Here is a 14,498-nt window from a genome sequence, read left to right on the forward strand (position 1 = left end):
AAGAGAGTCAGACAGTGCCTTCTTCATAAATATTGCGAACAATCTCTTCAATGGACGTTTCATGGATTTTGATGTCCTTTATTTTAAAATGTGACACGACAGCTGAAACAAGCTGTGAAATATGATCACTTTCTTCTTTCAACAAGGCAATATAAGTTTGATTTTTCTCATCATAAACCCAGTTAGCAGTAAATGGGAGCGGTAAGGATTGCAATTCCTTCAATTCAATCGGCTCGATGAATTGAAAATGGATCTGTTTTTCCTCAGCCCAGTTATCTTTCAAACTCTGCAATTCCCCATCATATATGATTTGACCTTCATCAAGCATGATTACGCGCTCACACAATGCCTCAATGTCACCTAAATCATGGGTAGTCAAAAGGATTGTCGTATTATATTTCTCATTGATTTCTTTCAGGAACTCGCGAATTTTCATCTTCACGAGTACGTCAAGGCCTATTGTCGGCTCATCAAGGAACAGCAAAGGCGGATTGTGGATCAGTGCTGCCGCAAGCTCGCAGCGCATTCGCTGACCAAGTGAGAGTTTACGCACTGGTTTGTCCAGCAAAGGACCGATATCGAGCGTCCTGATGACATGTTCCATATGATCGTTATAATGTTCATCCGTTACTTTATAGACCTTTTTTAGCAGCCTAAAGGATTCCTGAACCGCAATATCCCACCAAAGCTGTGAGCGCTGACCAAATACGACTCCGATTGTTTGAGTGAACTTTTCCCTTTCCTTATGTGGATTCATGCCATTGACCGTGATTTCACCCGCTGTCGGTTCCAAAATACCTGTCAGCATTTTGATCGTGGTCGATTTTCCTGCACCATTTTCCCCAATATAAGCTACCATCTCACCCTTTTTTACAGTAAAATTGATATCATTGACGGCAGGGACGATTTTATAATTTCTTGTAAGTAAATCCCGGAAGGCACCCTTTAAGCCTGAACGGCTTGATGCCGACTTAAATTCCTTCCGAAGCTGTTTCACTTGAATTGCATCACTCATCCTGTTAAATCCTCCGTAATCTCTTGTCCTAATGAATTAGTTTATCCAACCTAACCCTTTTAGACAATAAAAATGCTTGGATGCCATCTACCATTTTCAGGGCGAATCCGACCGTTGTCACAGATACATATATAAAGGAGACGAGCATGCCATGAATATTAAAGAATTTTTACTATCCCAAATCGAAAAGGTCGTAATCGACCTTCGATACGACTTCCTTTATGAAGATGAATACGGAGAATTATTATGCCAGGTCATCCAAAGGGATTCCAGCGGATCGATTGAAAGCACCCCCATAAGTTTCCACATTCGCATTAATGAAGAAAAAGGAACCGGCCAACTTATCTATTACCAAGCCCAGGGCGAAATGAACCGCCAATCCTTCGACATCGAAAACCCTGCCACCATCTTGGACATTTTATCTTTCATAACCGGAGTTTTGGGGTCCGACCCCATTTCCCAAACAAAATGAAGGCCCAGGAATGCTGCTGCTCTAAGGCTGCTTCATTCCAACAGAGGCCGGATCACATTTCCTAGCCTTCCACCACAGATTTACGGACGGAAAAGTGCTATGATTAAGGTGAAATATGTTTATATTTTTAGGAGGTTTTAAGATTGGATTTTAGTAATTCGGAGCTTTTACATAAAGAGGCATTAGAACATATCGTTGGTGGGGTTAACAGCCCATCCCGTTCTTACAAAGCGGTAGGCGGCGGTTCACCAGTTGCAATGGATCATGCCAAAGGGGCTTATTTCTGGGATGTTGATGGCAATAAATATATCGATTATTTAGCTGCATATGGCCCGATCATAACAGGGCATGCCCATCCACATATTACGGAGGCAATCGTTAAAGCGGCAGAAACCGGCGTTTTATACGGCACACCAACAAAACATGAAGTCAAATTTGCCAAAATGTTGAAAGATGCCATACCATCCATGGATAAAGTCCGCTTCACCAATTCAGGCACTGAGTCTGTCATGTCCACCATCCGTGTGGCCCGCGCTTACACCGGACGCGATAAGATCATCAAGTTTGCCGGCTGTTACCATGGTCACTCCGACCTTGTTCTCGTAGCTGCTGGTTCAGGCCCGTCCACCCTAGGCACACCGGACTCAGCCGGCGTGCCCAAAAGTATCGCACAAGAAGTCATCACGGTGCCTTTCAATGATATCGAGCCATTTAAAGAAGCACTGAATAAATGGGGCAATGAAATTGCAGGCGTACTTGTTGAACCGATCGTCGGTAACTTTGGAATCGTGGAACCAAGCCCAGGCTTCTTGGAAGAAGTCATTTCATTATCTCACGAAGCCGGATCACTCGTCATTTTCGACGAAGTCATCACAGCTTTCCGCTTCATGTATGGAGGGGCACAGGACTTCTTGGGCATTCAGCCCGATTTGACGGCTCTTGGAAAAATCATCGGGGGCGGACTTCCGATTGGTGCCTATGGCGGCAAAAAAGAGATCATGGAAACTGTCGCACCGTTAGGACCAGCCTATCAAGCAGGTACGATGGCAGGAAATCCGGCTTCCATGCTTTCCGGGATAGCTTGCTTAGAAGTACTTAAAGAAGAGGGTCTGTACGACGAGCTTGACCGGCTGGGAAAAATTCTTGAAGAAGGTATCCTGAAAGCCGCTCGCCAATATAATGTCCCAATCACCATCAACCGCCTAAAAGGGGCATTGACGATCTATTTCACGACAGAAAAAATTGAAAACTATGAGCAGGCGGAAAATACTGATGGCGAAATGTTCGCTAAGTTCTTCAAACTCATGCTCAACCAAGGCATCAATTTGGCACCTTCTAAATATGAAGCATGGTTCTTGACAATAGCTCACACGGACGATGATATCGCTTATACTCTAAAAGCGGTTGAACATGCATTCAAAAACCTAATTTAATAAAACGAAACAGCATAATTATGCATTTTTTATACACCCCCAAGATGTACATCAATCTTGGGGGTTTCTTATTTCCGTGTAATAAATCTTTTAAATTAGCCTTTGGAGCCATTCTCTACAAAAATCCCATCAACCACAGCATCCAATCCATTGTATAAAAAATTGATTTCTGAATATTTAAATGATATGATATGGATACATTTATATACATTTATACACTTTCTTTCAATCTATAAAAAAACTTGGACGATTGTTCGGGTTTACTAATATTTCCCCCATTAAACAAATGCTACAGGAGGTGAAAGGCTAAGAATAAGGGCAGCCTTATTCAAGCCACACATATGACCCAACAATGGACACCTGCTACATTCAAAGAATTTTACAAGGAAGAACATGATGCCTGCGGAATCGTTTCCCGCATCGAAAAAAAGAAGATCCCTACTAACGAAAACATCTTTGCCTGTATCGACGCCCTGGTTAAAATGAACCATCGCTGCGGCTTCATCAATGGCGAGGGTGATGGCGCCGGCATCCATATCGATATTCCCCGGGCTCTTTGGAAAAAGAAGCTGGAAGCGGTAAATATCGATCCAAGCATCGTCGATGAAGATTCCTTCATAGTCGGCCACTTATTTTTAAGCAAAAAAACAGATGCGAACGACTTAAAAATCGAAGTAAAGGAGAAACTGCTTCAATATGGTCTCTCTTTGATATATGAAACAGATAAAGCATACCGTTCTGAGGCATTGGGACCGATTGCCATTCAAGAAGACCCAATGTTCTGGCAATTCGCCTGTTCCTCCACCATCAAAAACAACCAGGAGCTTTCAAATCTTCTTTTTGAGCTGACTTCCGACATCGAAAAAAGTGATTTCATCCATGTTGCATCCTTAAGCCAGCATCATGCTGTCTACAAAGTGATGGGTGCGGGGGATACCCTCCCTGCCTATTATCTTGATCTTGCAGACCCTTTAGCTGCCTCCACCATGACACTGGGACATAACCGTTTCTCCACTAATACTCTATCAAGCTTCTTCCGGGTCCAGCCTTTCAGTGTACTTGGTCATAATGGCGAAATCAATACCATTGCCAAATTGCGTGATGAAGCGAAAATGATCGGTGTTCCCATCGCTAAAGACGGAAGTGATTCACAGGATTTAAACAAGACGATCGAAACTTTCATCTGCCGCCATGGCTACTCTTTATTTGAAGCTGTCGACCTTATGTTCCCGCCAATCATTAATGAAATCAAGGAATATCCAGAGCACTTACAAGACTTATATACGTATCTACGGGAGGCATGGGGTCACTTTGCACAAGGTCCAGCAGGAATCATCTCACGTTTCGGCGATGAGGCCGTGTTTTCTGTCGACTCTTTAGGCCTGCGCCCGCTATGGAATATTGAAACAGAATCATCCTATATGTTCACTTCCGAACCAGGAATCATCCCTTCAAGTGAATATACCGGAGATCCTAAACCGATGGGACCTGGGGAAAAAGTGGGTTTGAAATGGAATGGTGACCGTATTGAGTTGTACACCTACAAGGATTACCAGGATAAAGTATTTGAACTCTTCAATAATCGTTTCGTTCTTTCCAATGACCGAGTCCGCTTGCAGCCCCAAGTTTTTGAAAAGGTTGTCTCCATGACAAACGCGCAAGCCATTCATAATGGTCAGTATAAAGCTTTCGGGTGGGAAAGGGAGCATGTTCAATTAGTGGAACAGATGGCCGAAAAAGGCGCTGAGCCCATTCGTTCACTTGGTCATGATGCGCCTCTGGCGGCACTTAATCCCCAACGGACCAACATTGCGGATTTCATTAAGGAAAGTGTGGCTGTCGTAACCAACCCAGCGATAGACCGGGATCGGGAAACCGAGCACTTCTCAACAAGGACCATCATCGGAAAACGGCCTTCCCTATTCGAAGCGAATAAGGCTGGAAAGGTTATGGAGCTGCTGACTCCTTTATTGATTGAAGGATTGACGGGTTATGAGTGTTCATCCATCGTATCGCAGCCAAGCTATGATCAGTTCATTAAATATAACCAAGATCAAAAACTCGTGCATTTCATTTCAAGCACGTTCAAAGAGGATGAAAGCATCACGGATGCTTTAACCAGGATTACGGATGAAAGTGTCAATGCAGTGGATAAAGGAAAAACGCTGCTCGTTCTGGATGATGCCCTTGCCCATCAAAACGGCAACCTTTGGCTTGATCCCCACCTTGTCACTTCAGCCGTCGATCAAGCATTGGTCCGCACAGGCAAGCGCCGGGATTGTTCCATCCTTTTACGTTCCGCATCGCTAAGGTCACTGCATGATATCATCGTTTCTTATGGTCTTGGAGCCAACTTAATCAGCCCCTATTATATGTTCCTATCCTTATCTTCAGATGACCTTAAGGGGGTTACCAATCTATATAACTCCTTGACGAAAGGACTTGAGAAAGTTATCTCCACCATCGGCATTCATGAGCTGCGGGGATATGGAAGACTTTTCTCTAGCATCGGTTTACATGAGGAAATCGCAAAATATTTAAATGTGGCTAACTTCTTCGGTTCCAATGATCTGGATTACAATTTTGATAAAATCAAGGCTGACGCCATCCAGCGTGCGGAAGATTACGGCAATGAAAAAGAACGGATGGGAAAGACCTTCCATTTATTCCCTAGGGTTTGGAAGTCGATCGGGGAAGTTGCTTCAACCGGTGACTATGACGCTTATCGCGAAAAGATCACCGAACAGGAAGAATCCAATCCTACGACGATCCGACACTTGACATCATTAAAAGCTTCAGATGCTTCAATCCCTTCTGAAGAAGTCAGTCTTTCGGTCGGCGAACAGGAATTGCCGTTCGTCATAGCCTCCATGTCCTTTGGATCACAAAATGAAATTGCTTTCCGGGCTTATGCAGAAGCTGCCGAGCGGTTAGGCATGATCAGCATGAATGGTGAAGGCGGGGAAATCAAGGATATGCTGGGCAAGTACCCGAAATCCCGCGGACAGCAAATCGCTTCCGGCCGTTTCGGTGTCAACGCAGAACTCTTGAACTCTTCAAATCTATTGGAAATTAAAATTGGGCAAGGGGCAAAACCTGGTGAAGGCGGACACCTTCCCGGTTCCAAGGTCACAGCGAAAATCGCAGAAGCCCGGAATGCAACAATCGGTTCCGACTTGATCTCCCCTTCCAATAACCATGATATATACTCAATTGAAGATTTGGCCCAAATGATCCATGAACTAAAAACGGCAAACGATAAAGCAAAAGTTGCCGTCAAGGTTCCGGTCGTTCCAAACATTGGTACGATTGCGGTCGGCGTCGCCAAAGCAGGGGCCGATATCATTACGCTTTCCGGTTTTGATGGCGGAACAGGTGCTGCCAGGATCCATGCACTCGCACATGTCGGTCTGCCAGTCGAGATTGGTGTGAAAGCGGCCCATAATGCTTTACTTGAGTCAGGTATTCGTCAGAATGTTGAAATATGGGCTGACGGTGGGTTAAAAAGCTCGATGGATGTATTGAAATTAATGCTGCTCGGGGCAAACCGTGTAGGTTTTGGGACACTTTCGATGATTGCCGTCGGCTGTACAACGTGCCGCGGTTGTCACCTTGATACCTGCCATGTGGGCATCGCCACTCAAATCGAATCGGAAGCACAAGCGAAAGAACATGGGCTACGCCGTTTTGTTCCGCGAAAATTTGATTTAGCCGTTCAAGGATTAACGAATATGTTCAGTGCATTTGCCAAAGAACTCAAAGCTCTGACCGGATCACTCGGGGTGAAGAATCTTCAGGATATCGTCGGACGTTCTGATTTGCTTCAGCAAAGTAAAGGTCAACAATCAATGGATTTAACCTATTTATTGAAAAATTTGGATATAACACCGTTCTCTCATAAAGAAACGGCGGCATATTTGAATGAAGGCTCCATGCAGGTTGCCGTTGGCGCTGAATATCTGGATTCACATGTAGATGATCTGCAGCAATCCCGCAACTATAGCTCGATCACTTCCGAGCAGCGTGTACTTGGCAGCAGGGTGTCCTGCCATCGCGTTAGAGGCAGATTGGATGGTTCATACAAAAAACTTCCTCCCGTTCACCTATCCTATCAGGATGGTTCCATCCCAGGTAATGGACTTGGGGCATACAATACGGAGGGAATTACGATCAGTGTGAATGGCGGCGCCCAGGATGGGATTGGCAAAACATCGATTGGCGGTAATATTGCCATCTTTAAATCTCCCGGAAAAGACGGAAAGTTCTACAATGGCTCTGTCGGTAAGGGCTTTGGATATGGTGCACAGCATGGTCTCCTCATTGCCCAAGGTGATGCCGATGCCAGAGCGGGAATCCGGCTTTCCGGAGCAGATATGATCATTGGAGGATTATTGAAACAACCACTTCCTGAAAAGGAAACCGGTAATATTGCGGTTACTTCCAATATTAAGGGATTCGCTTTTGAATACATGACAAATGGAAGAGGTTTGGTTCTGGGTGATCCGGGTCCATGGATTTGCGCAGGGATGACAGGCGGTGTCGTTTATTTACGGCAACAGCCTGAATTTGGATTAACCAAAGATGTCATTAAGAAACGGGTTGCAAAAGGGGCAAAGATTTCCATTGAGCCCCTGTCTGCAAAAGGCCTGCAGGACGTGGCCGAACTTCTTGGCAAGTACACGGCACTCTTGAAGGATCATGACCAAACGGAAGAAGCAGCCTCCTTGGAGGCTCTGCTTCAAAATCCTGGAGAGCACTTCCTTCAGGTCGTTCCTGTTAAAGAACAAGCGGATCCTGCTGTATCCACAGAGTGATGCCGAAAACAAAATTAAGAATCGTTCATTAAAAAAGCTGATGCTCTTCAATTCGAGCATCAGCCTTTTCCAGTCATTTACCTTTGGGGTAGTCTTTTAAACGAAGGAAAAACACACTTGAAAGCAATCAAGAAATTGCCTATATTTTCTTTATATATTAAACTTGATTTTACCTATTGTAACTTTAAGGAAAATCCTGTATATTACTTTTTGTTTACATCCACTCATTTTAGTGTAAAGTACTAACAAATAAGTTAGAATACAACTTTAAGCAAAAGCCTATATATAAATAGAGCCTTTTTCTTACCATGATCCATTACATCACAAAGAAAGGATTAACCTATATATGAAGTTTGGTGCCCGCATTCTCAAAACAGGAATAGCAATTGTTTTAGCGCTTTATCTATCGGAACTGCTTAACCTTCCTGCTCCTGTCCTTTCTGGGATTGCTGCAATTTTTGCAATACAGCCGACCATTTACCGTTCGTATCAAACGGTGTTGGAGCAAATCCAAGGAAATATCATTGGCGCGTTGGTTGCTGTCTCCTTCGTTTTGTTGTTCGGAAATGATATTTTTATAATCGGTCTTGCCGTAATGGTTGTCATAACCATCAACTTAAAATTGAAAATGGATAAAACGATCGTCCTTTCCATCGTGACGGTCATTGCCATCATGGAAAACCAGGAAGGGGAATTCCTTAATTTTGCCTTTATACGTCTCTCATCCGTTTTGCTTGGAATCGTTTCTTCTTTTATCGTGAATCTGGTTTTCATTCCTCCAAAATATGAAGCAAAACTTTATACACGCATTACAGATGTGACGGAAGACATCTTAAAATGGATCAGAATCAGCACAAGACATGCTACAGAACACACTTTATTGAAGAAAGACATCAGCCGATTAAAGGCGGAGTTACTCGATCTCGAACATATCTATTCCATGTACAAAGAGGAACGGGAATATTTCAAGAAGAACAGTGTAGCTAAAGCAAGAAAGCTTGTGGTTTATCGGCAGATGATCATTACAACAAAAAAAGCGTTTGAAACCTTGAAGAGAATCCATAAATTCGAGAATGAATTATATCAAATGCCTGAAGATTTCCAACGGAGTATCTTACAACAGCTTGATTCCTTGATTCGCAAGCATGAACAGTTGATATTACTGCATATCGAAAAAATCAAGTCGATTGGGGAGATTGAAGATTGGGACCAGGATTGTTTAAGTCGTAAAGAGCTGCTCGCCCACTTTTTCGAACAGCAGAATCAAGTGGACGAAATGCATGATAATCTAGGCCATCTCTCTGCCCGTCTTGTACCATTGATTTCTGCAGTCATAGAATATGACGAACAATTGGAACATCTTGAAAAGCTGATCGTCAGCTTCCAGTCCTTCCATAAGGAAGATAACGAAATATCTGTCCAGTATGAAGAAGATTAAAAAGACGGTTCCCCGGGAACCGTCTTTTTTCGTCTCTATTTAGAGCATGCTCCTCATTCAATCATCCAAAAGGTTCTTATCAGCAGCCTTTTCAATCGTATCCAATTTCTTCAAAAGATCCTGCAGCTCATCTTCTGAGAATGAGTTGAAGTTCTTGCCCATCAATTGGTTATGCTCCGCAAGGACTCTCCCCAAAATGGCTTCCCCTGCCTCTTTCAATTCAAGATTGATGACCCTGCGATCCTTTTCAGAGGGCTGCCGTTTCACATAATCCATTTCGACCAGCTTATCTACAAATACGGTAATCGCACTTGGCTTTACGGTTAAGAAGTCAGCCAGCTGGGTCGATTTGATCGACCCCTCTTTTTTCAATATCAATAATATGAAAAATTGAGGCGACGTTAATCCATAAGGCTGAAGATTTTTTGCTACGATGGCCCTAAGCTTCTTCCTAATCCGAAAAATCTGCATTTCTATACTATTAGTTACTTCCCATTTAAAATCCAGCCTTCTCACTCCTTATATAGGACAATCCTACCTCTTAAATTTAATTAAATGACATACCATTGTCAAATTTACTTTCCATATATCCTTAAAACTAAAAAAAATTCAAATTTTCCCCATTTAACTGTATTTATTTCCTACTTCCATTCCGAATAAATTACATGACAAAAAATAATTAAACTGGTAAACTCTTTACTTAATAATATTAATACTTATGAAAATTAATATTTATTAAAATTAACAAATAAACATTGGATATGGGAGGCGTTGTCAAAAATAGGTCAAGTCATTTAATGAAACTGATTCAAAAACCGATCATCAATATTTTTTTGGAGGCGAAACAAGTGAATAGAGGACGTTTAGTTTTAATCAATATCATTGGTTTGGTTATTATATTGGCGGTAGTGGCCGGTGGGGCTTATTACTATTATGAAAGCACGAATTTCATTAAAACGGATGAAGCGAAAGTGTCGGGTGACCTTTATACCATCGTTGCCCCCACAACCGGAAAATTAGCAGATTGGGACTTACACGAAGGAGACAGTGTAAGTAAAAATGACAAAGTTGCTAATGTAACCACATCAGATGTAAAAGAAGCAGTAAAAACGGCAGCGCAAGGGACAATCGTTAAAACACAAGTACATGATGAGCAGTTGGTTCAAGCGGGTCAAACGCTTGCTCAGACCATCAATATGGATGATCTATCCATAACGGCTAACATTGAAGAAAATAAATTGAAGGATATTGAAAAAGGTGACAGCGTCGATATTATCATCGATGGAGATCCCGATACTGTCTTCGAAGGTACATTGGAACAGATCGGTTATGCGACAACGTCTGTCTTTTCAGTGATGGGCAATCAAAACAGCAGTGGAAACTATACGAAAGTGACTCAAAAAGTACCAGTGAAAATTTCCATTAAAGCACCATCCGATAAAGTTCTGCCTGGAATGAACGCAGAAGTGAAAATTTCAACTAAATAAACCGGCAATACAGTTATACAGAAAGGAGGCTTACCTTAAATGGCTTCTCAAACCATCTCAGTAAATGAAAACAAGGGAATGAAACAGTTTGCCCCCATGTTAATTATCTTAATGCTAGGTTTGTTCATGGTCATTTTGAATCAAACCCTGCTTAGTGTCGCCATGCCGAGGATGATGGCCGAATTTAATGTAGCTGCGACAACGATTCAATGGTTGTCAACTGGATTCATGCTCGTGAATGGAGCTTTGATTCCACTGTCCGCTTTTTTAATAGAACGGTTCGGCACGCGCATTTTATTCCTCGCTGCCATGTTTCTATTCACGGTAGGGACATTCATCTGCGGCATCGCACCAAATTTCCCCGTCATCCTTACTGGCCGGCTGATCCAGGCGGCGGGCGGCGGGATCTTACAGCCATTGGTCATGACAATCATTCTTTTCATCTTCCCTCCAGAAATGCGCGGGAAAGGAATGGGAATCTTTGGTCTGGCCATTATGTTCGCCCCTGCCATCGGACCGACTTTATCTGGTTGGGTCATTCAGGAATATAGCTGGCGGGTCATGTTCTACGCAATGGTGCCATTAGGCATGATTATCATGACACTTGCCTTTATAAGTATGCGTAATGTAGCAGAACCCAAGAAAATAAAATTGGATTTGTTGGGCGCCTCTCTATCCTTGATAGGTGTTGCATCATTACTATACGGTGTCAGTGAAGCAGGTTCCAAAGGCTGGACGGATTCCATCGTTCTGGGAACGATCATCATCGGGCTAATCCTTCTGAGCCTATTTGTGGTTCAACAGTTAAAATCGGAAGCACCTATGCTCGACTTCCGTGTATTTAAGTATGACATGTTCGTATTATCGAATATCATTTCCGCCATAGTCACAGTGGCCATGTTTACCGGGATATTCTTATTGCCTATCTATTTACAGACTCTAAGAGGATTCACACCCGTTCAGTCCGGTCTGTTGATGTTACCCGGAGCCCTTGTGATGATGGTGATGTCACCCATTTCAGGAGCATTATTCGACAAAATCGGACCTCGTCCATTAGCACTTGTCGGTTTAGCGATTACTGCTATCACAACCTTCGAATTCGCTAAATTGACTACGGAAACTACCTATTCGACTTTGGTCATCATCTACGCCATCCGCTCACTTGGAATGTCTTTACTTATGATGCCGATCATGACAGCTGGGATGAATCAGCTTCCTAAGCATTTGAATACACATGGTACGGCAATGAGCAATACGCTTAAACAAGTAACCGGAGCAATTGGTACGAGCTTCGTGACGACCATTTATACAACCCGTGCTTCTTTCCATGGAACTTCCTTAGGTTCGGAAATGAGTACGAGTGATCCCGGTTTTGTTCAGAATTTCCAAACAATCGTTCAATCCATCATGAGTTCGATGAATCAAACGAGAGAACAGGCACAGGAAACTGCAATGTCGCTGATTTCTTCACAAATCCAGGGTCAAGCAAATGTGATGGGAATCAATGATGCATTCTTTTGGGCAACAGGTTTCGCAATTGCCGGTATAGTTCTCTCATTGTTTTTGCGTGACGTTCGGAAGGACAAAGCAATGAAACAAGCTAAACAGGAAAAATTGGATGTACCTTTGCTTCCTTCACCAGTAAAAAAATCGGTTTAATTAAATGGGGGATTTAATATGAAAATCTATGTTGTATACGACAGTGAAGGTAACCATACGAAGGCACTTGCCGAATCAATAGCTCACGGAGCCGCTGGGGTTCCAGGGGCTGAGGTTCTAATTGACCATGTAAACGAAGCGGATGTTTATAAGCTTCAGGAAATGGATGCCATCATTTGGGGATGTCCGGGTCACTTCGGCACCATCAGTTCGAGTTTGAAAACATGGATTGATAAACTTGGGTATCTATGGGCGGAAGGAGCGCTGATCAATAAAGTGGGTGCTGTTTTCTGTACGACTGCCACCATACATGGAGGACTCGAGGCTACCATGCTGAACTTAATCACCCCAATGCTTCATCAAGGCATGATCATTGTCGGCTTACCCGGCACTGTCCCGGAAAACGCCTTATATGGTTCCTACTATGGTGTAGGAATAAGCTGCCCGCCCGGGGTGGATGACAACATAACCAAGAACGACTTGCAGCTTGGAGAAGCATTAGGAAAACGGGTAGCCCATGTCACCCGTTCATTCACAAACGAGCTCTAGGAGGCTTGATTCAATGGGCATAATTCTAATTATCATCGTTGCCATTTTAGCGGTTTCGGGCTTGATCACATTCAATATCAAAGCTTTATCACCTGAAGATAAGCCGGTTCTCGAGAAAGAGAACTCGTCGGAAGAGTCCGCTTCTTCTTCGGATGATGATCCCGTTACCGAAATCATCGTCCCAACAGACAATGATGAATTGAAAATGAAAGACCAGGATTATCGTTCGGCACTTTCCAAGCTTCACAACCAAAAGCCTGACGATGAGCCAACTGCAGAAAAAAAGCCTAATCTTCGCAAAATGAAAGACGAAGAATATCGTGGTAAATTGGAAGACTTCCAGCAAAATGGCGATTGAAACACGCCCCCCCATTCGGCATATTTGCCTTTTGGGGGTTTTGTTTTATATGCCATGAAAGGATCTTCTCTTGCCTCTGCCACCACCTTCAACTTAGGGATCGACGTGCAGGCTTTAACTTTTTTTTCTGGTTGACAAATATTCACAAAGACTTTAAGCTAAGTTAATGCAACACAAACATTTTTTTAAACTCAGCTTTTGTTGAGAGACGGAATTTTAAAAGGATTTCCTTTTTTCGTTCGTCACTTGCCTTTTTGGCAGGTGGCGATTTTTATTTTTACAGGGGTGAAAAATATGCAACTTTTGAAGTATTCAATAATGGTCTTAATTGGTTCAATCTCATATGGCACATTATCCACCATGATCAAGTTTGGATTTATGGATGGCCATTCATCTGGAGAACTGGTCGGCAGTCAATATCTTGTCGGTTGGCTGATTGTCTCCGTTTTATTTCTTTTTTCGTTTAAATATAAAGTTTCATGGAAGAGTGCCGGATTACTTTTAATCACGGGCATGATGTCCACTTTCGTCGGAAAGGCATATGCCGTTTCCGTATCCGAGCTTCCCGCTTCGATTGCCGTTGTCTTTTTATTTCAATTTACCTGGATAGGCGTCCTCATTGAAAGTTTCATAAATAAAAGACGCCCGGATAAAAATAAACTCATTGCCATTTTCGTTCTCTTCATCGGAACATTATTGGCAGGAGCGATTTTTGGTCAGCCTCTATCTGCCCTAAGCCTAAAAGGCGTATTGTTCGGACTATTGTCTGCGGTGCTTTTTGCGCTATATATGTATTGCAACTCTCAATTCGCAGTTGGGGAATCTTCAATGAAACGGCTGTTTTTCATTGCAACGGGTGGTATGCTGACTGCTGTATTCACAACTAACCCCGTTACACTTGTTACGAATCTTGTCCAAACGAACCTATGGTACTATGGTTTGTTGCTCGGTACTTTGGGTGTACTTGTTCCTTTCTTTTTCTTTGCTGTCAGTCTGCCGAAAGTGGGAGTCGGGCTTGGAACGATCCTTTGTGCAGCGGAATTGCCATCAGCGATGGTCGTTTCCGTCATCTTCTTGAATGAACAGGTTACGTCACTGCAATGGTTCGGGATGTCCTTGATCATTGTCGGTATCGCCTTGCCTGAGGGAATAAAGCACCTTCCTCAATTCCTTCCTGACAGAAAAAAAACGCTGCATGAAAAAAGAATTTCTTAACAGGTTCATCATTATAATAAGAAAGACCATTCCCGTTAGCGGAATGGTCTTTCTTATG

Annotated in this window: 11 protein-coding genes; 9 read left to right on the forward strand and 2 right to left on the reverse strand. The window is 43.0% G+C overall.

The window, feature by feature from the left end; genetic code table 11:
* Positions 1-7 precede the first annotated feature (7 nt).
* Positions 8-1,015, reverse strand: a complete 1,008-nt coding sequence (locus tag QUF86_RS01785) for an ABC transporter ATP-binding protein (RefSeq protein WP_289317909.1) — start codon at positions 1,013-1,015, stop codon at positions 8-10.
* A 151-nt stretch (positions 1,016-1,166) separates the two neighbouring features.
* Between QUF86_RS01785 and QUF86_RS01790 the strand changes: the two genes are divergently transcribed.
* From QUF86_RS01790 to QUF86_RS01805, 4 genes are all read left to right on the forward strand, one after another.
* Entirely contained in the window at positions 1,167-1,487 is a 321-nt protein-coding gene (locus QUF86_RS01790; protein ID WP_289333432.1) for a hypothetical protein, read from the forward strand.
* Positions 1,488-1,630: 143 nt separating this feature from the next.
* Positions 1,631-2,920, forward strand: a complete 1,290-nt coding sequence (locus QUF86_RS01795) for a glutamate-1-semialdehyde 2,1-aminomutase (protein WP_289317911.1) — start codon at positions 1,631-1,633, stop codon at positions 2,918-2,920.
* 341 nt (positions 2,921-3,261) lie between these two features.
* Positions 3,262-7,734: a glutamate synthase-related protein gene (locus tag QUF86_RS01800; RefSeq protein WP_289317912.1), complete on the forward strand. Its 4,473-nt coding sequence runs from the start codon at positions 3,262-3,264 to the stop codon at positions 7,732-7,734.
* A 346-nt stretch (positions 7,735-8,080) separates the two neighbouring features.
* Positions 8,081-9,172, forward strand: a complete 1,092-nt coding sequence (locus QUF86_RS01805) for an FUSC family protein (protein ID WP_289317913.1) — start codon at positions 8,081-8,083, stop codon at positions 9,170-9,172.
* Positions 9,173-9,229: 57 nt separating this feature from the next.
* On the opposite strand, the gene QUF86_RS01810 is transcribed toward QUF86_RS01805, so the two are convergent.
* A complete protein-coding gene (locus QUF86_RS01810; RefSeq protein ID WP_289317914.1) occupies positions 9,230-9,643 on the reverse strand; it encodes a MarR family winged helix-turn-helix transcriptional regulator in 414 nt (137 codons plus the stop codon).
* A gap of 377 nt (positions 9,644-10,020) precedes the next feature.
* Between QUF86_RS01810 and QUF86_RS01815 the strand changes: the two genes are divergently transcribed.
* From QUF86_RS01815 to QUF86_RS01835, 5 genes are all read left to right on the forward strand, one after another.
* Entirely contained in the window at positions 10,021-10,659 is a 639-nt protein-coding gene (locus tag QUF86_RS01815) for a biotin/lipoyl-containing protein (RefSeq protein ID WP_289318483.1), read from the forward strand.
* A gap of 54 nt (positions 10,660-10,713) precedes the next feature.
* A complete protein-coding gene (locus tag QUF86_RS01820; RefSeq protein WP_483313697.1) occupies positions 10,714-12,318 on the forward strand; it encodes a DHA2 family efflux MFS transporter permease subunit in 1,605 nt (534 codons plus the stop codon).
* An 18-nt stretch (positions 12,319-12,336) separates the two neighbouring features.
* On the forward strand, positions 12,337-12,867 hold the full coding sequence (locus QUF86_RS01825; protein ID WP_289317916.1) for an NAD(P)H-dependent oxidoreductase: 531 nt from the start codon (positions 12,337-12,339) through the stop codon (positions 12,865-12,867).
* A gap of 13 nt (positions 12,868-12,880) precedes the next feature.
* A complete protein-coding gene (locus tag QUF86_RS01830; protein ID WP_289323758.1) occupies positions 12,881-13,225 on the forward strand; it encodes a hypothetical protein in 345 nt (114 codons plus the stop codon).
* 294 nt (positions 13,226-13,519) lie between these two features.
* The gene (locus tag QUF86_RS01835; RefSeq protein WP_289317918.1) at positions 13,520-14,440 is read left to right on the forward strand and encodes an EamA family transporter; all 921 of its coding nucleotides are present in this window, start codon (positions 13,520-13,522) and stop codon (positions 14,438-14,440) included.
* Positions 14,441-14,498: the final 58 nt, after the last annotated feature.

It is taken from the genome of Peribacillus sp. NJ11, from assembly GCF_030348405.1.
Taxonomy (GTDB): domain Bacteria; phylum Bacillota; class Bacilli; order Bacillales; family DSM-1321; genus Peribacillus.

Bases quoted from the DNA above. Each gene is read 5' to 3' on its own strand.
- QUF86_RS01785 (WP_289317909.1), bottom strand. From the start codon at position 1,015: ATGAGTGATGCAATTCAAGTGAAACAGCTTCGGAAGGAATTTAAGTCG.
- QUF86_RS01790 (WP_289333432.1), top strand. From the start codon at position 1,167: ATGAATATTAAAGAATTTTTACTATCCCAAATCGAAAAGGTCGTAATC.
- QUF86_RS01800 (WP_289317912.1), top strand. From the start codon at position 3,262: ATGACCCAACAATGGACACCTGCTACATTCAAAGAATTTTACAAGGAA.
- QUF86_RS01805 (WP_289317913.1), top strand. From the start codon at position 8,081: ATGAAGTTTGGTGCCCGCATTCTCAAAACAGGAATAGCAATTGTTTTA.
- QUF86_RS01810 (WP_289317914.1), bottom strand. From the start codon at position 9,643: ATGCAGATTTTTCGGATTAGGAAGAAGCTTAGGGCCATCGTAGCAAAA.
- QUF86_RS01825 (WP_289317916.1), top strand. From the start codon at position 12,337: ATGAAAATCTATGTTGTATACGACAGTGAAGGTAACCATACGAAGGCA.
- QUF86_RS01830 (WP_289323758.1), top strand. From the start codon at position 12,881: ATGGGCATAATTCTAATTATCATCGTTGCCATTTTAGCGGTTTCGGGC.
- QUF86_RS01835 (WP_289317918.1), top strand. From the start codon at position 13,520: ATGCAACTTTTGAAGTATTCAATAATGGTCTTAATTGGTTCAATCTCA.